This is a genomic window from Pseudoalteromonas sp. MBR-15, from assembly GCF_053628915.1.
In genome coordinates this window covers 28,787-51,002 of sequence record NZ_JBRJHH010000008.1, presented here as the reverse complement: position 1 = coordinate 51,002, position 22,216 = coordinate 28,787, and the positions used below count along the sequence as shown (strand labels likewise).

The 22,216-nt window shown below is 42.1% G+C and carries 19 protein-coding genes; 7 read left to right on the top strand and 12 right to left on the bottom strand.

What is annotated here, in order from left to right; genetic code table 11:
* Positions 1-106: 106 nt before the first annotated feature.
* The 5 genes from ACSSVW_RS12120 to ACSSVW_RS12100 form a co-directional block, all read right to left on the bottom strand.
* Positions 107-2,788, bottom strand: coding sequence for a 7TM diverse intracellular signaling domain-containing protein (locus tag ACSSVW_RS12120; protein ID WP_454179408.1), 2,682 nt, complete (start codon positions 2,786-2,788; stop codon positions 107-109).
* Positions 2,789-2,823: 35 nt separating this feature from the next.
* On the bottom strand, positions 2,824-5,088 hold the full coding sequence (locus tag ACSSVW_RS12115; protein ID WP_454179407.1) for a TonB-dependent receptor: 2,265 nt from the start codon (positions 5,086-5,088) through the stop codon (positions 2,824-2,826).
* Between the two features lie 143 nt (positions 5,089-5,231).
* A complete protein-coding gene (locus ACSSVW_RS12110; RefSeq protein WP_454179406.1) occupies positions 5,232-7,460 on the bottom strand; it encodes an NAD(P)-binding protein in 2,229 nt (742 codons plus the stop codon).
* Between the two features lie 9 nt (positions 7,461-7,469).
* Positions 7,470-8,411, bottom strand: coding sequence for an acetoacetate decarboxylase family protein (locus ACSSVW_RS12105; protein ID WP_143474478.1), 942 nt, complete (start codon positions 8,409-8,411; stop codon positions 7,470-7,472).
* Between the two features lie 47 nt (positions 8,412-8,458).
* Positions 8,459-9,031, bottom strand: a complete 573-nt coding sequence (locus ACSSVW_RS12100) for a hypothetical protein (protein ID WP_454179405.1) — start codon at positions 9,029-9,031, stop codon at positions 8,459-8,461.
* A gap of 629 nt (positions 9,032-9,660) precedes the next feature.
* On the opposite strand from ACSSVW_RS12100, the gene ACSSVW_RS12095 reads away from it, so the two are divergent.
* Complete coding sequence (locus ACSSVW_RS12095; RefSeq protein ID WP_421419572.1) at positions 9,661-10,524, top strand: TIGR02285 family protein; 864 nt, start codon at positions 9,661-9,663, stop codon at positions 10,522-10,524.
* A 21-nt stretch (positions 10,525-10,545) separates the two neighbouring features.
* On the opposite strand, the gene ACSSVW_RS12090 is transcribed toward ACSSVW_RS12095, so the two are convergent.
* The 5 genes from ACSSVW_RS12090 to rnm form a co-directional block, all read right to left on the bottom strand.
* Complete coding sequence (locus ACSSVW_RS12090) at positions 10,546-11,124, bottom strand: YceI family protein (protein ID WP_036968973.1); 579 nt, start codon at positions 11,122-11,124, stop codon at positions 10,546-10,548.
* Position 11,125: 1 nt separating this feature from the next.
* Positions 11,126-11,680 (bottom strand): cytochrome b, encoded by a 555-nt coding sequence (locus tag ACSSVW_RS12085; RefSeq protein WP_036968975.1) that lies wholly within the window; start codon positions 11,678-11,680, stop codon positions 11,126-11,128.
* A 183-nt stretch (positions 11,681-11,863) separates the two neighbouring features.
* Positions 11,864-12,697, bottom strand: a complete 834-nt coding sequence (locus ACSSVW_RS12080; protein ID WP_268260788.1) for a segregation and condensation protein A — start codon at positions 12,695-12,697, stop codon at positions 11,864-11,866.
* Positions 12,698-12,705: 8 nt separating this feature from the next.
* Positions 12,706-13,329 carry an L-threonylcarbamoyladenylate synthase gene (locus ACSSVW_RS12075; protein ID WP_036968977.1) on the bottom strand — a complete coding sequence of 208 codons (624 nt, stop codon included), beginning with the start codon at positions 13,327-13,329 and terminating at the stop codon, positions 12,706-12,708.
* 9 nt (positions 13,330-13,338) lie between these two features.
* Positions 13,339-14,178, bottom strand: a complete 840-nt coding sequence (gene rnm, locus ACSSVW_RS12070; RefSeq protein WP_065979809.1) for an RNase RNM — start codon at positions 14,176-14,178, stop codon at positions 13,339-13,341.
* Between the two features lie 437 nt (positions 14,179-14,615).
* Here rnm and ACSSVW_RS12065 point away from each other — a divergent pair, with 437 nt between their 5' ends.
* From ACSSVW_RS12065 to trpA, 6 genes are read left to right on the top strand one after another with little or no spacing between them, the layout of a single operon-like run.
* Positions 14,616-16,184: an anthranilate synthase component 1 gene (locus tag ACSSVW_RS12065; protein WP_036968981.1), complete on the top strand. Its 1,569-nt coding sequence runs from the start codon at positions 14,616-14,618 to the stop codon at positions 16,182-16,184.
* Positions 16,184-16,789 (top strand): aminodeoxychorismate/anthranilate synthase component II, encoded by a 606-nt coding sequence (locus ACSSVW_RS12060; protein WP_454179404.1) that lies wholly within the window; start codon positions 16,184-16,186, stop codon positions 16,787-16,789. Before ACSSVW_RS12065 ends, ACSSVW_RS12060 begins: the two co-directional genes overlap by 1 nt.
* Before the next feature lie 9 nt (positions 16,790-16,798).
* Positions 16,799-17,818: an anthranilate phosphoribosyltransferase gene (gene trpD / locus ACSSVW_RS12055; protein ID WP_074988339.1), complete on the top strand. Its 1,020-nt coding sequence runs from the start codon at positions 16,799-16,801 to the stop codon at positions 17,816-17,818.
* On the top strand, positions 17,811-19,175 hold the full coding sequence (trpCF, locus tag ACSSVW_RS12050) for a bifunctional indole-3-glycerol-phosphate synthase TrpC/phosphoribosylanthranilate isomerase TrpF (protein WP_118844200.1): 1,365 nt from the start codon (positions 17,811-17,813) through the stop codon (positions 19,173-19,175). The genes trpD and trpCF overlap by 8 nt, the downstream gene beginning before the upstream one ends.
* Before the next feature lie 7 nt (positions 19,176-19,182).
* Entirely contained in the window at positions 19,183-20,367 is a 1,185-nt protein-coding gene (gene trpB / locus ACSSVW_RS12045; protein ID WP_036969276.1) for a tryptophan synthase subunit beta, read from the top strand.
* The gene (trpA, locus tag ACSSVW_RS12040) at positions 20,364-21,176 is read left to right on the top strand and encodes a tryptophan synthase subunit alpha (protein WP_454179403.1); all 813 of its coding nucleotides are present in this window, start codon (positions 20,364-20,366) and stop codon (positions 21,174-21,176) included. The genes trpB and trpA overlap by 4 nt, the downstream gene beginning before the upstream one ends.
* Positions 21,177-21,228: 52 nt before the next feature.
* On the opposite strand, the gene ACSSVW_RS12035 is transcribed toward trpA, so the two are convergent.
* Both ACSSVW_RS12035 and ACSSVW_RS12030 read right to left on the bottom strand, forming a co-directional pair.
* Positions 21,229-21,801, bottom strand: coding sequence for a type 1 glutamine amidotransferase domain-containing protein (locus tag ACSSVW_RS12035; protein ID WP_036968990.1), 573 nt, complete (start codon positions 21,799-21,801; stop codon positions 21,229-21,231).
* A 137-nt stretch (positions 21,802-21,938) separates the two neighbouring features.
* Positions 21,939-22,208, bottom strand: a complete 270-nt coding sequence (locus tag ACSSVW_RS12030) for an HU family DNA-binding protein (protein ID WP_065979805.1) — start codon at positions 22,206-22,208, stop codon at positions 21,939-21,941.
* Positions 22,209-22,216: the final 8 nt, after the last annotated feature.

Here is a 22,216-nt window from a genome sequence, read left to right as displayed (position 1 = left end):
AACGTTTTAGCAACTAGTCGGTTGATTATGCTTTGTGAGTATCTATTAATACCAAGATTTGTCTGCACTGTCTGCGTATGTATGGAAATACCCATTATTCAAATCATTAATGACACACTTTGTCTATTTCGTCTTCCATGGCCTTAAATAGCGAGGCAAACAACTGCGTGTCTAGCGTTACGGTGTCATTTTTTAATGCACTATCAACAGCAAGTGCTTTGATATAAAGCGTCTCGCACTCAAACATGTTGGCTGCGCCCTTTAACATGTGCACATTTCGACTTAAGCCTTCGATATCCATTTTTTTATATTGCTTACGCATATCGGCATATTGATTTTTAAGTCCTTTGATATAGTCATCCTTAAGCAGTTGGAATTCGTGTTCAGGTAGCTTTATATCAGCTAATTCATCGCAGTCTAGGTAACTGGCAATTTTATGACTAAATGCATTACGGTCTATGGGCTTTGCAATTAAATCGGTGAAACCTTGGTTCATGTAACGCTCTACTTCATGCTTCATCGTGTTCGCGGTTAAAGCAATAATGGGCACCGAGATCCCCGTCGCATGCATCATTTTCAGTGCTTCTTGACCATCCATAATTGGCATTTGAATATCAAGTAATATTAAGTCAAATGTGTTCTCAAGCGTTTGCTGCACGGCATCTTTACCGTTTTCAACCGTTGTGACTGTTAGCCCCATACGCTCTAAAATACGTGCAAATAAACGTCTGTTGTCAGGGTGATCTTCAGCGAGTAACACCCGACCTTTTAAATTTTCTGGCGCATCAAGTTTACTAAACGGAGAGGTTTCGACTAATCTAACTTCACTCATATCATTGAGCCAACGCGTATTGTCTGTTGTGTACACAGCGATTGTTAAAGTAAACTCACTACCTGAGCCAACGTAACTTTTTACACTGATATCACCATCCAGTTTTAGCGCTAAACTTTTAGAAATATTAAGACCCAAACCTGTGCCACCATACTGACGAGAAATACTCGAATCCGCTTGGTAAAAGGCACTGAATAACGACTTTTGTTCAGAATCTGTCATGCCAATACCGGTGTCTTTCACACTGATCGCTAAGGTATTATTCTCACAACTCACCGTAAGCGTTATTCGCCCAACCTGAGTAAATTTTAGTGCATTGGTCGTCAAATTTAATAATATTTGCCTTAATCGGCTAGGATCGGTCACGATGTAATCAGGCAGAGGGAATTGATAATCAACGCTAAATTTTAAGCCTTTATCACGTATTTGCTTACCAATAAGTGATTCAATATTCGCTATCGTGGCAAATAAATCGGTTTCAATTAGATCAATTTCAAGCTTATTCGCCTCTATTTTCGACATATCCAAAATATCATTAATAAGGCCGAGTACATGGCGACTATTTTGTAAAATGACACCGATGCCATGATTTCGTTCATGAGGCTTAATATCACCAAGCATAATGCCATCAGCATAGCCAATAATCGATGTCATGGGTGTGCGTATTTCGTGGCTAATATTGGCTAAGAAGCGACTTTTAGCTTCATTTGCGTCTCGTAATTCATCGGCTAATTCTTCAAGTTCAAGTGTTCTTAACTGTACTTTTTGCTCGAGGTTTTTATTAAGCTCAACATTGTCCTCATGCAACAACCTAAATTTATCAGCGACAGCAAACGCAAGTAGCATAGCATCCATCGCGGTGCCAATCAGTCCTAATAAATATAAATTCATCGACGTGGCAGGCAATAATCCTAAGTTTGTAAGATTACCCACCATGTTAGGCACCATCATGGCAACATAGGCCAGTACAAAATAACGTGCAGGTTTGAAGCCAATCAACATACAACGTACACCGATATACAAGCCTAAACACAAAGCGACACCCGTTACTAATGTTGACCAATAAAAACCAAAGCTAGGCCACACAACACAAAATGGGATCCCCAATGTTGCGATAACCCCGACAGTCAGAGACAGCTGCGCTAATTTCGGAAACGTTTCCTTTAACTTAAGGAGATTATTGTAAAATAAAATGTTGGTCAGTGGCGTGAGTGCAAAACCTAGCCAATGTAAGTGCGGGTTGTAATACCCAAACAATTGATCCGAAATATGAAAGAAATGACTCCATGCGAACACCCACGAAGCGGTGAATAAAGCATAATATAAATGCGTGACGTCTTTAGACACTAAATAAATTAACAGGTTATACAAACCAAGCGCTATACCGACCCCAAAACACAGCATGATGATTACATTTTCGAGCGTGATAATTTCGAAATAATCTTGATACGGCGTTAACACTAACTTTGCAGGAGTATAAAAATAATCGCTTTCAAAATGTGTGATCAACGTATAGCGCTTGCCTTTTTCAAGGTTTAGGCGGTTTCCATAGTGAAATGCAAATTGGTTTTTTTCGACGCCACCTGTCACAAAACTTCGTACAGGTTGAGAAACATCGGTTAGGTCATAAATCCGACTTTCTATTTTTGAAACCAAGGTATTGTAGGGGTACAGGACAAGGTCTTCGATATCACTTTGATTTTCTATATCGACAATCAACCAGTAACCGCCCCCAATAGAGCTGATACGTGATTGTGGCCTTTTTGAGGCACGCCAGCGTTTAATATCAGCCGCAGATTGAGGAAATCGATTGTCTCTCGCAGCTAATATTTGCCCGACATCATGTAGGTTCTGCTCAAAAGATGCGTCTGTATATATAAACGCTTGTTCGGCGCACACTGAATACGTTGAATAAAATAGAAAAAGCAAACTGCCTAAGAATAGCTTTAACCGCATTCACAGCGCCCCTAATAAACAAAAGTCATAAATCATCAAAATTGAAAAGCCACATCAAAGCCATAACGTCGCCCTTCTCCTTTAAAGTCTTCTAACATACCCAGAAATGAACTCAAATCGAATTTTAACTGACTGTACTCTGTATCAAATAGATTTTTTCCCCATAATATAAACGACCAGTTATCTACATCATATTTAAAGTGTGCATTAACAAGGCTGTAGCTTTCTTGACGGGCGTACGGGTTCATATTTTGATCAAAGTAAAATGCTGACTGATAGTCAACCATCACATTGGCTGAAAACGGGTTATTCATTAACCGCGTATCATACTGCAGCCCTGCCGATACATTCCATTTTGAAGTAAAAGGTAATTGATTATCGGTGATACTATTACCCAATGGATCGACATACTCTTCGTACTCTGCATGAGGAATATAGCCCACTGATAACTGCATAGCGAGTTGTTGGGTGGGCTGATAATTTATTTCACTTTCGAGACCATAAATTATAGAGTCGGCTACATTTTCAAGCAATTGAACAGGCGGCATTTGCGGTGTTTCAGAGGCTTGATTCATAAACACTTGCTGGTCATTATAATCATAATAAAACGCAGCCCAGCTCATTCGTAATCGTTGTTCCGGCCAATACGTTTTCAGGCCAACCTCATGGGCATTTAAACGCTCCTTGCCGTAATCAGCTAAGATTGCTTGTTCTTCAGATGATAAAAAGCCGCCATTATACCCGCCACTTTTGCTGCCATTAGCAAAACGATAATACAGGTTCGCTGTGTCAAAATACGTATAATTGAGAGCAAACTGACCGGTAATGCCATTATCGGATTGCTTATCAGAAACTGTGTAAAATGGCACTAAAACCCCTGCTAAATCATTGGGGTTGACTACCACATTTAAGGTTGATGTAGAGCTGTATTCAAGTGATTCATAATCGTAACGTAGACCTGCAGTGAGCAACCAACGCGTGGCTAATGGCACTTCAATTTGGCTAAATAGCGCTACGTTTTGTGTATCGATATGATTATCGTAATAAAATGTGGCCGTTAAATCTGCAGGCAAAATACCACGAAAGTCGCGTAAAATATCATTGATGTTATCTTGCTTAATCGTTTCATCAGCAAAATACACCCCACTGGTCAGCGTGTAATGAGTAAATTCATTAAGGACCCTAAACTCTTGACTGAATAAATGGGTGTCTAAACCTAACACTCCTTCGCATAACCTAGCAGGTGAGCCATCGCAATTAAATGCATGGCTTCGCTCTAAATTATTAAAACTACTTACGGAGGTCACCGTTGTGTTATCACTCGACTGCCAATTTAATTCGCCGATAAAGCCATAGCCGTCTGATTTATGCGGTGAGTCATTGTTAACACTCACAGTAAAAAAGTCGTCACTCCCATCGTTAAACCCAAAGCTATCAAAGCACCGTGTTGAACCCGCATCGGCTGGCGAACATAATTCTCCCGTTAATGGGTTTGCTATAATACCGATACTCCCCACTGGCTGCGAAATGCCATCCCAATCTTCAATATGTGCTTGCAGGTAAAGCTCTACGTTATCCCATTGACTTAACAGTGACAGCCGTGCATTTTTTTGCTCCATGCCCGCGGTCGGTGATGCAGAAAAATTATTTTGTGTCGAATAGTCATAATCTTGATAATTGAATGCTAACCGCATCGCCGTTTCATCGCCCAGCGGTTGGTTCCACATCCCCTCTAAGCTACTGGCGTTATTGTTGGCAATACCCAGTGTTAACGACCCTGCTTGCTCAAACTCAGGCCTATTTGTGCGGATTAAAATTGCCCCACCGGTTGAGTTTCGACCAAATAACGTGCCTTGCGGGCCACGCAAAATATCAACATGCTCTACGTCATACAGGTTAATAATTTGGTTATTTGCCGAGCCAACCGCCACGCCATCAAGGTACATAGCTACAGGCGATGTATTCGCAGTATTGTAATCAAGTAAGCCAATTCCCCGAATACTGACGGCGGGAGGTGTGCCCTCGGCCGCGTTTTGCGTTATTTTCACGTTCGGTGCAAATAACCCTATTTCGGTTGAATCTTTAAAATGCTGCGTTTTTAAAAGTTCGCCATTCACTTGGCTTACCGCAACACTGACGTCTTGAATTGATTGCGGACGCTTCTGTGCATAGACACTAATAACTTCCATGTCCTTTTCAGCCTCTGTATTTTGCGCTGAGGCATTACCCATGACACATGCCGCTAAGCAGCTACTCGCGAGCATAGTGAGTTTAGGATTGAATTGATAAGGACGTTTCATTCGTTTTTAGACCTTAAAAAGAGGGACGTATGTTAAATTATTGTAATTTCCAGTAAGTATAGACCAAACAACGCTGTAAAGTCGCATAAAAAGCAGAGGGTTAACGGCTTTTATGCCACATTAAAGTCGCTGTTGACTAAACATTACCCTTTTTCAAAAGCGTGTTCGCCGCTAATTTGACTTGGAAAGCCGCAGAGTGAGCGTGACGTTTGCATGCCAGCCATCACCGCCGCTTCAACACAGCCAGCATTAACGCCTGTTTTTATCCAATCGCCAGTAAGGCGTAAGTTTTTATAGTGGCTGCCATCAGTCGCTAATCTAAATTTGCTCGACCCTGTAACAGAGAGTACATAACGCTCACTGGGATCAATATTTACCCGCCAATACTGTTGCTCTAAAACAGGCAAAATACTGTGTGGATCTTGGTAAAACACCTGCCAGTCAAACTTATTATTGGTATAAGCGTGCGGCCACAATGCTTGCATATCAATGCTGAATAAATACTGCATATTTTGTTTAACCTCAGCTTTCATTTGCTCAGGAAAATGATGTGCCGTAGCGGGTGGATAATGCTCACACGTAAAAGCGCTACAAAAGTAGGCAATATTAACGGGCGGATCACTGTCTGGCCACGCCTCTTTGTCAACGAGATTGCTCATTGCAGCCCATGTATCGAAGGGCTCAACAAAACCACTTAATATAGGCCCTTCTTGAGCCGAATTGGTATCGGTAAAGCCGAGTTGTTGATCAGTTTTATTCAACCAAACTTGGCAAGCTTGTGTCGCAACACTCTTCACTTTACTCGCTTGTAAAGCAAGGGCATTATCGTCGCTAAGTAAATCTGCCGCCACATGCTCAAGCGAAGCAACAGATACCCCCAATATTAGGGTATCAAAATCAACTCCATGCACTAACGTAAGACTTGGAAGTGGCTGCTTAAAATGCGCTTCATATACTTCTGGCCAGTCACTCCAGAACGACTCTAAATTAACCTGATATTCTTGCAACAAATGCGCTTGTAGCGGGTTTATTTGGTCTAAGAGCGGCTCACTTGGCCAACAAGGCAGCTGCTTTACATTGATAAGCGGCGCATATTCACCCGAATTTAAGCTGACCTGCTGACGCAGTTCAATATGCGATACCACAGCTTGCCCATGAGAATCTTGACCCGGCGTTAATTGTGTAAGCTGGTGGAAAAATTTAAATTTTACACCGCGTTTTTTGAGTAGCTCATAAATAGGAGCAAAAATGACATCTCCCATGCCTGCTTGCATTTTCCACATCACTCCCCCTTTATAACAAAGGCCAATTCTTAGCATGGCAAGTGCTGCAACACCTGCCTCGACATTAGGCTTGTTAAAGTCGCCATTGGGGTATGCAAACACCAAGTCATAAAAACCTCGTACAGGAGCAGAATTAACGCTATAGGCACTATTTGCACCATTTTTTTCGAGCCATTGACGAAAATCATAGCAATTAATTACCCCAAAACCATCGCGATAAACTTTATCTTTTATCAGACCTGTCAGCATCGCAATAGCCAGATCGGCACAAATATAGAGCCTGCGCAGTTGTGCATTATCATCCAGTAACTCTATTACTTGCTCTTTAAACCAACGCTTTAATTTGCGAACGATATACCAAATCACTAAACGATCAGCTTGCTTGTCTGTGTGGGTTGTTTGCTGTGCGGTAAACTGTTGTAAGTGCGTAAGTAAAGAGCGAGGAGTGGAGATAATCTCGGCCGCATCCGATTCAATGTCATCAATAAACTGTTTTGCCGAGGTAACCTGAGTATCAATATTCGCTTTTATTTGCTGATAGAGGTGCTTTAGTAAAAACTGATCTCGTGGCTTTTTAGTAACTAATGTGGTTTTTGCGTGTTGCTTACAGACATCTTCAATGTCTTCGGTCCATTTTTTCAGCCAAGCCAGTGTCATCGTAACAAAATCCCACACTGTAATATCCAAGCTTCCATCTGCTGGATTACCCGCAACGGTTGGGAAATCTATCGGCCATGTTTGCCACTCGTTATCGATAAACTCTTGTAATGCAATAAAACTATGCGGCTTAAACGCCTGTTGCCAAGTTGCAAGCGGTGAACTCGCTGGCCTGTCCAAATTATTGTAGACCCCTTGCAAAGTGCGAAAGCTATTTACATAAGCACCAAACCACACATGCAAGCCATGCTCTTCAATACGTTGACCAAAGTGCTGATTGCGACCACTTGCGCCTTTGCCTCCTAAGCGCCACCCTTGTTGATAAACGGTTATTTCGCGATGTTGCTGCCAATCTTCTTGCTCGGTTAGATACACCGCGGCAGTCATTGCAGCAACGCCACCCCCTACGATTGTGATTTTTTCTTTGCTCATGGTCATCCTTTACGCAGGTAAAACCTGGCTTGCGCCAAGTTGATCAAAGTCCATATTGATGTAAAAAGGCAAATGTACCGCTTGGCTTCCTAATTGAATACCAAACATATCGTGCAACGGAAAACTCGCCACTGACTTCACATCAAGGGTAAAATTATTAGTTAACAACTTAAGTTGGTGAATTTTTTTTATCACTGATGGAGAATGCACAACAGAGCGATAAACGGCACTTGTACCCTCTCCATCTGGGAATTGCTTAAACAATATTTGATCCATTTGCGGGTGAATAAACCCCTCAAACAGTTGCTTAATTAATGAAAAATCCACGCCTTTAACTTCATCATCAAAAAAATCAGCCACTCGCTTCGAAAAAAGAGCAAGGTTATCTAATAAGTTTTCTGATGTGTTGATATTGTCTTGTTCAATTGATAATAGTTCATGCATTGCAAGCTTTGAATTAGCCGAGAACACATCAAAACACGGCAATGAAATTGAAAAACGTGATGTTTTGTTCGCCGGTGTGGGCATGTCATAGTCACATAAATATTTGTTGTAACCCCATACCTCACGCCCATTTATTAGCGCATAAATATTATTCACACTAATGAAGGCGGGATACCAATACAGGTGGGCAATATCACCATTAACCACTTTAGAAACAGGTAACCAAATAATAATGTCGGTTTCTTGCATCCAGCCCTGTTCAGAAAACGGAGGGGTCAGAGACGATATTTTTTCAATATCAGTAAACGTGAGTAAACACACACTGCCTAACACATTGAATGACACAGAATCATTTGCAACTGTATTGAGTGTCGCATCGACATATTGCTGCATTTTTTGCTCACAAGCAGACACGAAAAAACCATACATTGCCGCGTTAATCATGCGGCATGGCGGCTTAGCAACGGGGTTTGATAAAAAGTGGCAGTATTTATATGGGTTAGTCATAGTCATTAACTAAATTGTTGTTTACTCATGACTATAGACTAGTTTTACTAGTTCGTTACAAGTTGTTCATTGCATTTTTTGGTGAAAAGTTGCTCTATATACGCTTGGTAACCAGCATGATCAAAATTATCAGATAACGGGTTCATAAAACCATGGGCATACTGTGACACTTCACAGCTGACATTCGGTTTATCTCTGAGTGTAGCCACCACCGGTTCAATATCAAAATGTGCTTCACTGTGCGCAAAAATAAACTGACAAGGCACTGTCGCCGATAAATCAAGGTGATTTCTAACTTGTGATGGGTAAAATGCAATAATTTTCTTTATGTAGGGGTTTTGTAATTCTGCTTGCGCTCGCCAAACTGCTGATGCTCCCGCACTAAAGGCAATGATCGTAGTTGGTCGCTTAATAGCGGCCATTTTAATGTAGACTCGCTCAAGATAGGTGTCGTGACCACACTGATTCAAAAAGTGTTGATATTGAACGTGCTCAGAAACCGGTGTTTGTATTTCTCCTAAATAAGGTTCACACAAACTGACTTTGCCACTAAGCTGCTGCGCAAGCTGTGATAAATGTGCTGTATTTCCGAATATATCTGACACCAAAAGGTAGTTCATTTATGTACTTCTGTGTTGTTATTATTGTGCCCGTAAAGAATACGCGTGTTTCAAATAAACATCCAGAAAAATAATACTTGCGTTTAAATATTTATTGCAGTAGTCTACTCGTCTGGTTTTTATAAACCTCGCGGTTAACCCCTTACCTTGATCCAGTAATTCCCGCATATTCGTATAAATACTTGCACCTGTGTGACTCAATGACATTTTGATGAATTTTAAAATTATCACCAAACTGTCACAAATATAGTCAACACTGTAGGCAAGACAACAAATGTCAGTCTGTATTATAAGTTCCCTTACAAAGCTCTACAGAACACTGACAAAAAGAAAGAGTGAGTTTTATTATGTCATACAAATACAATGGATCTTTGATCCAAATAGCACATCCAGTGCAATCAATTTCGGTTAACAAACAGCGTGTAATTTTTAGCGACACGCAAGGCCTAAAGAATGCCATCTTCCAAAAGGCGAGCGATGCACGCCAATTTGTAAAATGGTTAAAGGCCAACTAAACCCAAACCGAAAAAGCGCCAGCATACCACGCTGGCGTTTTAGTTTTTAACTTTCTTACGCTTATCTAAATTCCTGCTACACTTATATTTTTAACCTACGAATAGGTAGTGAAAATGCGTTTGGCATGGTTTTTTTTACTATTTTTTTTGTGCCCTTTTGCAAATGCAACTAATCAATCTAAAACGATTGAATGGATCGTAGTTGATTTTGCCCCCTACTACATAATGAATGACCGTTACGAAGGCATGGGACGTGACGAAAGTGTCATTAAACTGCTTAAAAATGCTCTACCCGATTACACTTTCACACGCACTTTATTGCCTGCTAGTCGTGCCATTCATGAGCTATCAAATCCACACAATAATTACTGCATGTTGTCTCTATATCAAAGCGAACATCGCAAACAACACATTGCATTTACAACACACACGTCCACTGTAGGTTTGTCACCCTCCATTGCGATTCGTAAAGAGCTAATTGAAAAACTTAATTTAGATCCCTCTAAGCCGATATCACTAAAGTCATTACTTAACGACAAACACCTTGCATTAGGTGTATCAATGAGCCGCTCATTTGGCAGTAATATAGATAACGTAATTAACTCAAGCCATGATGCAAATATTATCTCAAGACCAGGCCGCGATACCCTTGCAAGCTTAACTTATATGCTACACAAAAAGCGCATTGATATTTTATTAGGATACCCAAGTGAGCATTATTATTTGGCGCACTCGATGGGATTCGAGAATGAATTAACCCAACTAACACTCTCTGAAGCGCCTAAATTAAGTGTTGGTTATATTGGCTGCACAAACAATGAACAAGGCCATGCAATGATTACCTTGTTAGATAAAGCGCTGGAGGAAATAGCGCATACACAAAATTTTGAAGATATCTTAGTACGATGGTTGCCAGATAACTTAAAACCAATCTTAGAAAAAAGGTTAAGAGATAGAAATGAAAGTGCCGCTCATTAAGCGGCACGTTTCGTGTAGTCGTTACTTACGAATACCTTCGATGAACAGCCCAATATCAACATGAGTTGATGCTGGGCCTAAGTTGTAATCAATACCATAATCAGCCAGTTTTAAGCTTGTTTCACCTTCAAAGCCAACACGGTAACCACCCCATGGATCTTTACCTTCGCCAATTTTATCAATTTCAAAAGTAATCGTTTTTGTTACACCGTTAAGTGTAAACTCACCAGTGACATCGGCTTCATCGCCTTCTTCATCAAACTTGATTGATGTGCTTTTAAACGTCGCTGTAGGGTATTTATCTACATTTAAGAAATCTTTACCACGTAAGTGCTTATCACGTTCAGCATGGTTCGAATCGATACTTTTTGTGTCAATAGTGACATTGATCTTTGATGCATCCGGTGCTTTGTCATCGTAACTAAAATCACCTGAAAACGTATTAAAACGACCGTGTAACCAGCTATAGCCTAAATGTTTGATTTTAAATGTAACAAATGCGTGAGCACCGTCTGTATCAATCACATAGTCTGCGGCATTTGCATTCGCTGTAGATAAAAGTGCAGCGCTTAGTGCTGTGCTTAATAATAATTTTTTCATATTAATCATCCTTCAATGGTTTGATCATTCTAATTAAGGTTTTATCTTTATCGATAAAATGATGTTTTAGTGCCCCTAAAGCATGTAAAACAACAACACCTATTAGCCCATACGCGGCATAAAAGTGAATTTTACCTGCAATATCTTCTTGATTAGCCACCGACTCGGGTAAAGCCGGAACAGCAAATAAGTTAAATACGTCGATCGCACGGCCATCAGCCGTCGAAATTAAGTAGCCAGATGTAACAATGACAATAAGGGCTAAATAAATTAATTTATGTACAGAGTGCGCAGCCATGTTTACCGCTTTAGAGCTTCCTGCAACAGGGTCTGGTTGCGTGCCTAATAAACGCCAGCCAAATCGAAACAATAATAAAGCAGCTAAGGTAATGCCAACGCTTTTGTGTAAATCAAGAGAGCCTTTGTACCACGTATCGTAATAGGTTAACTCAACCATATAGACACCTAAGCCAAACAGACCAAATACCCCAAGTGCCATTAACCAGTGAAGTAAGATAGCTACCCAGCCGTAACTTGACTTTGAATTCTTTAACATACTCATTTCCCATGAGAACCATGAAACTAAACACAGCTTAGCTCAGCTGTAATACAATGAAAATAGCGTAAAACAAACAGCTTCTGTGCGTATACGCACAAGTAACATTAGAATAGTCAGTGGTTAGTGGATTAAAAGCTTCTCTCAGTAAAACGGGTGTCTAAACTCTGACAGCTTTAAACTTTAACTTTCTTCCACCAGCCCTACGTAAATCTGGCTATTGGCATCAACTTGAAAGCAGCTAATGAGGTTTTCTTTTACCAGCTCTAGCATAGCGATAAAGCTTACAACGACACCGCTTCGGCCTTCTTCAACAGTAAACAGCGTATGGAATGGTAGTTGTGATTGGGCTTCGGATAGCTTGTCTAAAATTAAGCTCATGCGCTCACGAGTAGACAGCGCTTCTGCGGTGATATGGTGATGTTCAAATGTTTTAGCACGTGCCATTACATCGCTTAATGCAAGTAACAAGTCTTTCATTTCGACGTCTGGTAATAGCGCTTCACGCTCGCTAAACTCGGGGGCTAATGCCTCTGCTACAAAAATATCACGACCTTCTCGAGGGATCTCGTCAAGGTTTTCTGCTGCTTTTTTAAATTGCTCGTATTCTTGTAAGCGTCTGACTAGCTCTGCGCGCGGATCGTCGTCTTCTTCCAGTTCCTCATGTTTTGGTAACAGCAATCGTGATTTAATTTGTGCTAACAAGGCTGCCATCACTAGGTATTCACCCGCAAGCTCGAGTTGAAACTCACTCATCATTTCAACGTAGCGAACGTATTGTTCCGTAATACTAAAAATCGACAGCTCTAGTACATCTAATTTATGCTTTTTAATTAAATACAAGAGTAAGTCGAGTGGACCTTCAAAGGTCTCTAAAATAACCTCAAGTGCATCGGGTGGAATGTATAAATCTTCAGGCTTGTCGACCACCGCTTTGCCATGCAAAAAAGCCAGTGGCAGCTTTTGCTGCACTGGCTCTTGTATGTCGTTTGGGGCATTACGCTCTGAGCTTGTCAATGATGTCTCTATATTTCAAACGGTTTAGTATCGCCACAACCAACACGTAAAATTTCGATATCATCATCTGATAAATCAATCACTGTAGTGGCCTGTTCAGGAAGATAACCACCATGAATAATTAAATCAACTTGCTTTTCGATGCGATCCCGAATTTCATCGGGATCAGCTTCGGTGAATTGCTCACCCGGTAAAATTAAGGAACACGACATCAACGGCTCCCCTAATTCAGCCAATAAGGCACATGTAATCGGGTGTTCAATAACGCGAATACCAATGGTTTTTTTCTTTTCGTTTAGTAAACGCTTAGGAACTTCCTTGGTTCCTTTAAAAATAAAAGTGTACGGTCCTGGTGTGTTATTTTTAATCAGCCTAAACAGCTGATTGTCTACACGTGCATATGTTGAGAGCTCAGATAAATCGCGACATACCAAGGTAAAATTATGGTGTTTTTCAATGCCTCGAATACGTTCTATGCGCTCTTTTGCTTGTTTATTACCAATACTGCAACCAATCGCATAACCCGAATCAGTTGGGTACACGATAACTCCACCTTGTTTAATAATATCAACAGCTTGACTAATTAATCTCGGTTGTGGATTATCTGGATGGATATGAAAAAACTGACTCATTACACGCTCCTATTGCCCTTCCCACGCTTGCCAAACACCTTGGCAATCTTTGGGTAAGTATAAATTTTTTCCCAGCTCCAACCAGCTTGTAGGAAAATGAAAGTCTGACCCCTGTGAGGCGAGTAAATCATATTCTCTAGAAAGCTCACCTAAAAACTGGCGTTCACTCGGTGCTTGCTGGGGTTGTGCAACTTCCATTGCATCGCCCCCCGCGTTTTTAAACTCGACTATCAACTTACGCAACCACTTATTCGACATTTGATAACGACCGGGGTGCGCCAGCACAGCCACCCCACCCGCTTGATGAATAGCCGCTATCGCCGTTTGCATATTGCACCAGCAACTTGGTACATAGCCTGTTTTGCCACGGCCTAGGTATTTTTTAAAGACACCTGGAAAGTTTTTGGCCACGCCGCGCTCAATAAGTGCACGAGCAAAGTGCCCGCGGGTAATTTGGGCATTGTCGGCAAATGCTTTCGCTTCGTCATAAATACCTTCAAAGCCATTTTTTGCGAGGCGATGACCTATTTCGATAGCACGTTCTTCACGCTTCGCCTGTTGCGAGCTTAATAGCGAAATCAAGGCTTCATTCTCATCGTCGATATTTAAACCAACAATATGAATTTCAAAGCTTTCCCACTTAGTTGACACTTCAACACCGGCAATTAATTTAAGCGGTAAATCGTCATTCGCAATGATGTCACGTGCAGGGGCTATCGCCGCCAATGTGTCGTGATCGGTAATTGCGAACACATCTATATTTTTTTCAACCGCGCGGTGTAATAGTTGCTCGACTGATAGCTGACCATCAGAATATGTGGTGTGGCTATGTAAATCGTATTTTATCAAAGGAAAAGACTGCTTAACGTAAGTTCTTGAATCATTGATAGGAGTATAACAAAGATTTTATACTAATTGTTGTAAATTAATGCTTGACAGTATCGGCTCAGGTACGCTTTACTGTATGCACTTTAAGACACGTTGAAAAAGAAATAACAATGAACAAAACAATTCAAATCACAATTTGGTGGTGGCACTCGTAACTAGCGGGTGACGAATTGTCGTGTCTATACGATTTCAAAACCCGCTCATGCAGCGGGTTTTTTTATATCTAAATTTTAAGGTTTTATAAATGAATAACATAGCAACTCTTACACATCATTGGTGGTGGCGCCTGGCTTAGCGGGACGGTAAGGGTCTATCTAATTTATAGACATTATTATACGAACCCCGCTTAAGCATCGCTTTGCGGGGTTTTTATTTTTGGGAATGAGGGAGAATAAGGTTTGATTTTTAGTCATATAACAACGACACCGGGTGAGGTAACCAGTATCACTCAAGTGCGTGACTACATTAGTAGCCCACTTGCGTTATACAGTTTACTCGATAAACCCAATTCACTGCTGTTAGAGTCTGCAGAAATTGACTCTAAAGACAGTGTCAAAAGCCTAATTTTGGTTGACTCAGCGCTACGTATTGTTTGCCATGGTAAACACGTCACACTGACAGCACAGTCAAATAACGGTAAACAATTACTACCTTATTTACAAAGCCATGTGCAAAACTGCGATGCAGTGCTTATTGAAGACACACTCACATTGACCTACAACGAAGTAGCGAGCGATATTGACGAAGCCAGCAAACTGATTGCCGACAATGCTTTTAGCGCTCTTCGTAGCTGTATAAACAGTATAAAAAGCACCACAGACAACCCTTTTTCAGTCTTTCTTGGCGGGGTGTTTGCCTACGACATGGTCGCAAATTTTGAAACGCTGTCTGACGTACCTGAAGGTGAAAACAGCTGCCCAGACTATGTTTTCTATTTAGCCGAAACACTTGTGATAATTGACCATCAAGCCAAAACCACCGAGTTGATTGGTAATGTGTTTAACGGCCCAGAAGTGCACGCCAACTGCTTCGAAGTCGGTCAGCAGCTAGAACGCTTGAACAGCGTATGTGACAACGCAGCGCAATACCAAGGACAAAAGCAAAACGGTGCAAGCCCTGTCTCGGTTGATGTCAGCGATGAGCAATACTGCGAGCATGTCATCAAATTAAAAAAGAACATTGTCGATGGCGATATCTTCCAAGTCGTACCATCACGTACTTTTTCTCTTGCCTGCCCAGATTCACTTCATGCCTACAGCCAACTTAAGCAACAAAACCCCAGTCCTTACATGTTTTACATGCGCGACGAAGAGTTTGTGTTATTTGGTGCATCGCCTGAGTCAGCACTTAAATATTGTGTTGATAGCAAGCAAGTTGAAGTGTATCCAATTGCAGGTACCCGCCCACGCGGTAAATTTGCCAATGGACAAATAAACCCAGATTTAGACAGCCGCATTGAACTTGAACTACGTAACGACCAAAAAGAGCGCGCCGAACATTTAATGCTGGTCGATTTAGCCCGTAACGATGTCGCCCGTATAAGCGTGCCGGGTACACGCCATGCCAAAGAGCTATTAAAAGTAGACCGCTACTCACAAGTGATGCATTTAGTTTCACGCGTGGTCGGTACATTAAAACCTGAACTTGATGCTCTGCATGCGTATCAAGCATGTATGAATATGGGCACCTTAGTCGGTGCTCCCAAAGTACGAGCCGCTGAACTTGTACGTCAAACAGAACAAAAGCGCCGTGGTAGCTACGGTGGTGCAGTTGGTTATTTAACCGGTGATGGTGCGATGGACAGCTGTATTGTAATTCGCTCAGCCTTTGTGAAAAACGGCATGGCTTATGTACAGGCAGGTGCTGGCGTGGTGTTTGATTCAGACCCGCAGTCAGAAGCCAATGAAACGCGTGCTAAAGCACAAGCAGTGATTACCGCAATTCAATCGACTTATGAGGCACAATAATGAACACACCATCAGCCTATAAAATCTACTTTTTAGATAACTTTGATTCATTTAGTTATAACTTAGTCGATGAACTTTCTATGTTAGGGTGCGAGTTAGTGGTATACCGTAACAATATCAGTGCACAAAGCATTTATAACAAAATGTGCCAAGAAACTGTGCCAATATTACTCGTGTTATCACCTGGGCCGGGAGCCCCCTCAGATGCGGGCTGCTTAATGGCATTAATAGAGCTTTGTAAGGGACGTTTCCCAATGCTAGGTATTTGTTTAGGCCAACAAGCATTAACACAAAGTTATGGTGGCGTGATTGGCCATGCAGGTGAAACCGTACATGGTAAATCGTCGATTATTGCGTTGTCTGATCATCCTGTATTTGCAGGGATGGGTGAAAAAATGCCAGTAGCGCGTTATCACTCACTCATGGCAACTAAAGTGCCAGACGCAGTCGATGTCATTGCCTCGTATGAAAATATTCCAATGGCAATTTATCACCCGCAAGATAATGCACTTGGTTACCAGTTTCATCCAGAATCGATTTTAACGCCAAACGGCGCCTTGCTATTACAGCAAAGTATTGAGTTTTTAACCGCACGCGTGCAGTAGAGGAATAACATGGAAGCAACAACCCTATCCCCGTTAAACCAATTATTGGCCAATCAACACTTATCGTTTGAGCAATCAAGTGCCTTATTCGATGCAATAATGAATGGCCAATTAAATGATATAGAGCTAACTGCTGCACTTATCGCGTTAAAATTTAAAGGTGAAACGAGCGACGAAATCGCTGGCGCTGCAGCATCTATGCGCGCCAACGCAGTGCCATTTACCACCAGTAAAACACTGTTAGCCGATAGCTGCGGTACCGGTGGCGATGGCTCAAATACGATTAATATAAGTACCACGGCTGCCATTGTTGCCGCAGCCGCGGGTATCAATATGGTAAAACATGGCAACCGTAGCGTATCGAGTAACTCGGGGTCAGCTGATTTACTAAAAGCCTTGGGCATCAATATTGATATGAGCCCAGAGCAAGCTGCCACATGCTTAGAAAACACTGGCTTTGCATTTTTATTTGCCCCGCATTATCACAGTGGTGTGCGTCATGCGATGGGGGTACGTACTGCCCTGAAAAGCCGCACTATTTTTAATATTTTAGGTCCGCTTGCCAACCCAGCCGCACCCCACGTGCAATTGCTTGGTGTCTACGATGCATCTCTTTGCTTACCGATGGCCGAAACCCTAAAAACCCTCGGCACACAACGCGCTATGGTAGTGCATGGAGCCGGTACCGACGAAATTGCGCTACACGGCGAAACCAACGTCGTTGAGCTCAATGATGGCAAGCTAACCGAGTATACGCTGACAGCAAACGATTTTGGTCTTGCAAACTATTCACTTGAACAATTAGCAGGTCAAGGCCCAGAATATAATGCGAAAGCCAGTTTAGCGATTTTACAAGGCCAAGGGGAAGACGCTCACAACGCAGCCATTATTGCCAACGTTGCAGCGCTACTTTACCTAACAGGCAAAGCAAGCGACTTAAAAACAGCCGCGAAACACGTAACCGAGTTGTTAGCATCTGGCAGCGCGATGAACACATTGAACGCAATTATTGAGGTAAGTCATGGCTAACGTATTAGACAAAATTGTTGCCGACAAACGTATCGAACTTGAAACCAGAAAAGCACAGCGTCCACTTACATCATTCATTGCGGATGTTGTGCCAACCACCCGTGATTTTGAAGGTGCGCTGGCAGCAAAAGGCACACAATTTATTTTAGAATGTAAAAAAGCATCGCCTTCTAAAGGGCTTATTCGTGAACCGTTTAACTTAGATGAAATTACCGCGGTCTATAAAAAATACGCAACCTGTATAAGCGTATTAACCGACGAGAAATATTTTCAAGGAAGCTATCACTACCTTGAGTATGTGCGTAGTCAGGTTGAGCAGCCGATTATTTGTAAAGACTTTTTCATCGATGAGTACCAAGTGTATTTGGCACGGTTATCAGGCGGTGATGCCATTTTATTAATGCTGTCAGTACTCAATGATGAGCAATACTTAGCACTGCATAACGTCGCAGATACTTTAAATATGTCGGTGCTGACTGAGGTTAGCAACGAAGAAGAAGTGAGCCGTGCACTTGCACTGAATGCTCGTTTGATTGGCATCAACAACAGAGACCTGCGTGATTTAAGTACTGACTTGGCAACCACTGAACGCTTACGCACCTTAATACCAAACGACAAAGTAGTTATTTCAGAGTCTGGTATATACACACACAACGATGTAAAACGCCTTGCTCCTTTATGTGACGGTTTTTTAATTGGCAGTTCACTCATGGCTGAACGCGATTTAGACGCAGCTTGCCGCAAGGTGATTTTAGGTGAAAATAAAGTGTGCGGTTTAACCCGTTCACAAGATGCTGAGGCTGCTTATCAAAGTGGTGCGGTGTATGGAGGGTTAATTTTTTACCCTAAATCGCCTCGTTATGTTGATATTGACTGCGCAAAACAAGTGACACAAAGTGCCCCGCTTGCCTATGTTGGCGTGTTTGTTAACGCACCACTTGAACAAGTCGTTGACTACGCACAAAGCCTAAAATTAGCCGCCGTCCAATTACATGGTGATGAGAATAGCGAGTATATTCAAAGTCTCAGAAAGCAGTTGCCACTTGGCTGTGAGATTTGGAAAGCGCAAGCGGTAAATGGCACGTTACCAAAACCGCTGGAAGGGGTTGACCGCCACTTATACGACACATACAGCAAAACCCAAAAAGGTGGCACTGGCGAAGCCTTTGATTGGTCAATATTAGACACAGCCACAGTGCCATTTATGTTAGCGGGCGGCTTAAATCCAGAGAATATTCATGCAGCGCTTTATCGCGGTGCCAAGGGGCTTGACCTAAATTCTGGCGTAGAAGCGTCAGCAGGTAAAAAATGCCCAACAAAATTACACAATGCGTTTTCGCATATCAGAAATTATTGAGGTTAGAATGCAAAATCCAGCTTATTTCGGTGAATTTGGTGGTATGTTCGTACCACAACTGCTTGTACCAGCACTTAAGCAATTAGAAGCAGAGTTTAATAAATCACAAAACGATCCTGCTTTTCAGGCAGAATTTGAAAAATTATTGAATGAGTACGCAGGTCGTCCAACGCCATTAACGTTAACCCGAAACTTAATAAAAAACCCCAAGGTTAAATTGTATTTAAAGCGTGAAGATCTCCTTCACGGTGGTGCACACAAAACCAACCAAGTACTGGGCCAAGCGTTATTAACAAAACGCATGGGTAAAAAAGAAGTGATTGCAGAAACAGGGGCTGGTCAGCACGGTGTTGCAACAGCACTTGCGTGTGCCCTACTTGGTTTAAAATGCCGCGTTTATATGGGTGCAAAAGATGTTGAGCGTCAGCAGCCTAACGTGTTTCGTATGAAGTTAATGGGCGCAGAAGTTATACCTGTAACAGCCGGTTCTGGTACGTTAAAAGACGCAGTAAACGAAGCACTTCGTGATTGGTCTGCAAACTACAAAGATGCCCATTATTTGCTAGGTACAGCAGCAGGTCCGCATCCATTCCCGACCATGGTTCGCGAGTTCCAAAAAATGATCGGCGAAGAGGCAAAACAGCAAGTATTAAAAGCAGAAGGCCGTTTGCCTGATGCCGTATTAGCCTGTGTAGGGGGTGGCTCAAATGCCATTGGTATGTTCACTGATTTTATCGATGAGCCAAGTGTAAAACTCATTGGTGTAGAGCCTGCGGGTAAAGGCTTAGATACCCACCAGCACGGTGCTACTTTATGTAAAGGCACGAAAGGTATTTTACACGGCACCTATACGTACATTATGCAAGATAATGATGGCCAAATTGAAGAGTCTTACTCTGTTTCTGCTGGCCTTGATTACCCTGCTGTAGGTCCTCAACACGCTCATTTACATGAAACAGGCCGAGCTCAGTACGTCGGTATTACCGATACCGAAGCACTTGAAGCATTTCAGCTCCTTGCTAAAAATGAAGGGATCATCCCTGCGCTAGAATCGAGTCATGCACTGGCTTATGCACTGAAATATGCCGAGCAACAAACCGAAGACACAATTTTAGTGGTTAATTTAAGTGGCCGAGGCGATAAAGATTTGGCTCACGTTCACAGTGTTTTATCAGAAGGAGGCGCGCTATGAGCCAAACTAATCGTTACGGACACATGTTCGCCACATTAAACGAGACAAACCAAGGTGCGTTTGTGCCCTTTGTCACCATTGGCGATCCTAATAAAGAGCTCAGTGTTGAAATCATCAAAAGTTTGATAGATGGCGGCGCAGATGCGCTTGAGCTAGGTATCCCGTTTTCAGATCCAATTGCCGATGGCCCAGTTATTCAAGCAGCGAACATTCGCGCACTTGATGAGAACATAAATACCCAAGACTGTTTTGATATTATTAAACAAGTACGTGAATACAATGCCGACATTCCCATCGGTTTATTACTGTATTCAAACCTTGTGTTTAAACGGGGCATCGAAAAGTTCTATCACGATGCAAAAGACGCCGGTGTTGATTCAATTTTAGTGGCTGACGTGCCGCTGCACGAATCAAAGCTGTTTCGTCAAACGGCAATGAAAAATGGCATTGACCCAATTTTTATCGCAACCCCGAATGCCGATGACGACACCTTACGTCAGTGTGCATCTTATGGCCGTGGTTATACCTACTTGCTTTCACGCGCGGGGGTTACGGGCACTGAAACCAAAGCACAAATGCCTGCTGATTCATTGGTTAAAAAGTTAAAAGAGTACCATGCAGCCCCTGCTTTGCTCGGCTTTGGTGTATCAACACCTGATGATGTGAAATCGGCGCTTGAATCGGGTGCTGCTGGTGCAATTTCAGGCTCTGCGGTTGTAAAAATCATCGAAGCATACCTTGACGACCAAGCAGCAATGCTAAGTGGTTTAAAGGCGTTTGTTGCCAGTATGAAAGCGGCAACGAAGTAACGCGCAACCAATATTAAAAAAGGGCCCTGTGGCCCTTTTTTGCTGCTTATGACTAATGATGACGATGAACGCCTTCTTTTATTTCCTCAATAAACTTACGATTGAACGCCTCTAAGTCAGCAGGACTGCGGCTTGTTACAATCCCTTCGTCGACACACACTTCTTGGTCAACCCAATTGGCACCAGCATTAATTAAGTCGGTTTTAATGCTCGGATAAGAGGTCACTTTCCGATCACGTAATTTGTTAATCTCGGCTAATAACCATGGGCCGTGGCATATCGCCGCAATCGGTTTGTTCTTACCGGCACTGAAGAAGCCATCCACAAATGCTTTTGCATCGCTATCTTGTCGTAACGTATCTGGATTAAATAATCCACCTGGCAGTAATAACGCGTCATACTCCGTTGAGTCAGCTTCACTCACAACACGGTCTACAGTGACACGCTCCCCCCATTGATTTTCATTCCAGCCTGTAATATCCCCACGTTCAAGAGATACCACTTCGACTAGCGCCCCAGCTTCTAATAAAGCGCTTCGGGGTGACAGTAGTTCGCTTTGTTCAAAGCCATTGGTGGCTAGAATTGCAATCTTTTTACCATTAAGTTGGCTGTTTAAATCTGACATGTTACCTCCTTATTACTGTGAAACTACACCAGTAAAAGCAGACAACATGCCAAGCTTAATGCATTGATATTATTGAAATTAAATTAAATGAGTTGCGACAAGCTCTGTAAATACTACAGTGCCTTTGCAAATCCTACTTAAAGAATATCCTTTAAAGCTTTAGCAGGCTTAAAAACAGGTTTATTTGCGCCTTCAATTTCAATTTCTTCACCCGTTTGTGGATTGCGGCCTTTACGTGCTGGGTAATAACTTAAAGCAAAGGTACCAAACCCGTTAATTTGTACTTGATCACCTTCTGAGAGTGATTTTTCAATGGCATTTAACATACTATTCAGCGCTGCTTGGGTGTCTTTTTTAGTTAATTCACTGTGGGCTGCCATTTGTGACACTAAGGCGGCTTTATTCATAAACTGCT

Coding starts and splice junctions, on each gene's coding strand:
- ACSSVW_RS12120 (WP_454179408.1), bottom strand. CDS start 2,788: ATGCGGTTAAAGCTATTCTTAGGCAGTTTGCTTTTTCTATTTTATTCA.
- ACSSVW_RS12115 (WP_454179407.1), bottom strand. CDS start 5,088: ATGAAACGTCCTTATCAATTCAATCCTAAACTCACTATGCTCGCGAGT.
- ACSSVW_RS12110 (WP_454179406.1), bottom strand. CDS start 7,460: ATGAGCAAAGAAAAAATCACAATCGTAGGGGGTGGCGTTGCTGCAATG.
- ACSSVW_RS12105 (WP_143474478.1), bottom strand. CDS start 8,411: ATGACTAACCCATATAAATACTGCCACTTTTTATCAAACCCCGTTGCT.
- ACSSVW_RS12100 (WP_454179405.1), bottom strand. CDS start 9,031: ATGAACTACCTTTTGGTGTCAGATATATTCGGAAATACAGCACATTTA.
- ACSSVW_RS12095 (WP_421419572.1), top strand. CDS start 9,661: ATGCGTTTGGCATGGTTTTTTTTACTATTTTTTTTGTGCCCTTTTGCA.
- ACSSVW_RS12090 (WP_036968973.1), bottom strand. CDS start 11,124: ATGAAAAAATTATTATTAAGCACAGCACTAAGCGCTGCACTTTTATCT.
- ACSSVW_RS12085 (WP_036968975.1), bottom strand. CDS start 11,680: ATGTTAAAGAATTCAAAGTCAAGTTACGGCTGGGTAGCTATCTTACTT.
- ACSSVW_RS12075 (WP_036968977.1), bottom strand. CDS start 13,329: ATGAGTCAGTTTTTTCATATCCATCCAGATAATCCACAACCGAGATTA.
- ACSSVW_RS12060 (WP_454179404.1), top strand. CDS start 16,184: ATGAACACACCATCAGCCTATAAAATCTACTTTTTAGATAACTTTGAT.
- trpD (WP_074988339.1), top strand. CDS start 16,799: ATGGAAGCAACAACCCTATCCCCGTTAAACCAATTATTGGCCAATCAA.
- trpCF (WP_118844200.1), top strand. CDS start 17,811: ATGGCTAACGTATTAGACAAAATTGTTGCCGACAAACGTATCGAACTT.
- trpB (WP_036969276.1), top strand. CDS start 19,183: ATGCAAAATCCAGCTTATTTCGGTGAATTTGGTGGTATGTTCGTACCA.
- trpA (WP_454179403.1), top strand. CDS start 20,364: ATGAGCCAAACTAATCGTTACGGACACATGTTCGCCACATTAAACGAG.
- ACSSVW_RS12035 (WP_036968990.1), bottom strand. CDS start 21,801: ATGTCAGATTTAAACAGCCAACTTAATGGTAAAAAGATTGCAATTCTA.
- ACSSVW_RS12030 (WP_065979805.1), bottom strand. CDS start 22,208: ATGAATAAAGCCGCCTTAGTGTCACAAATGGCAGCCCACAGTGAATTA.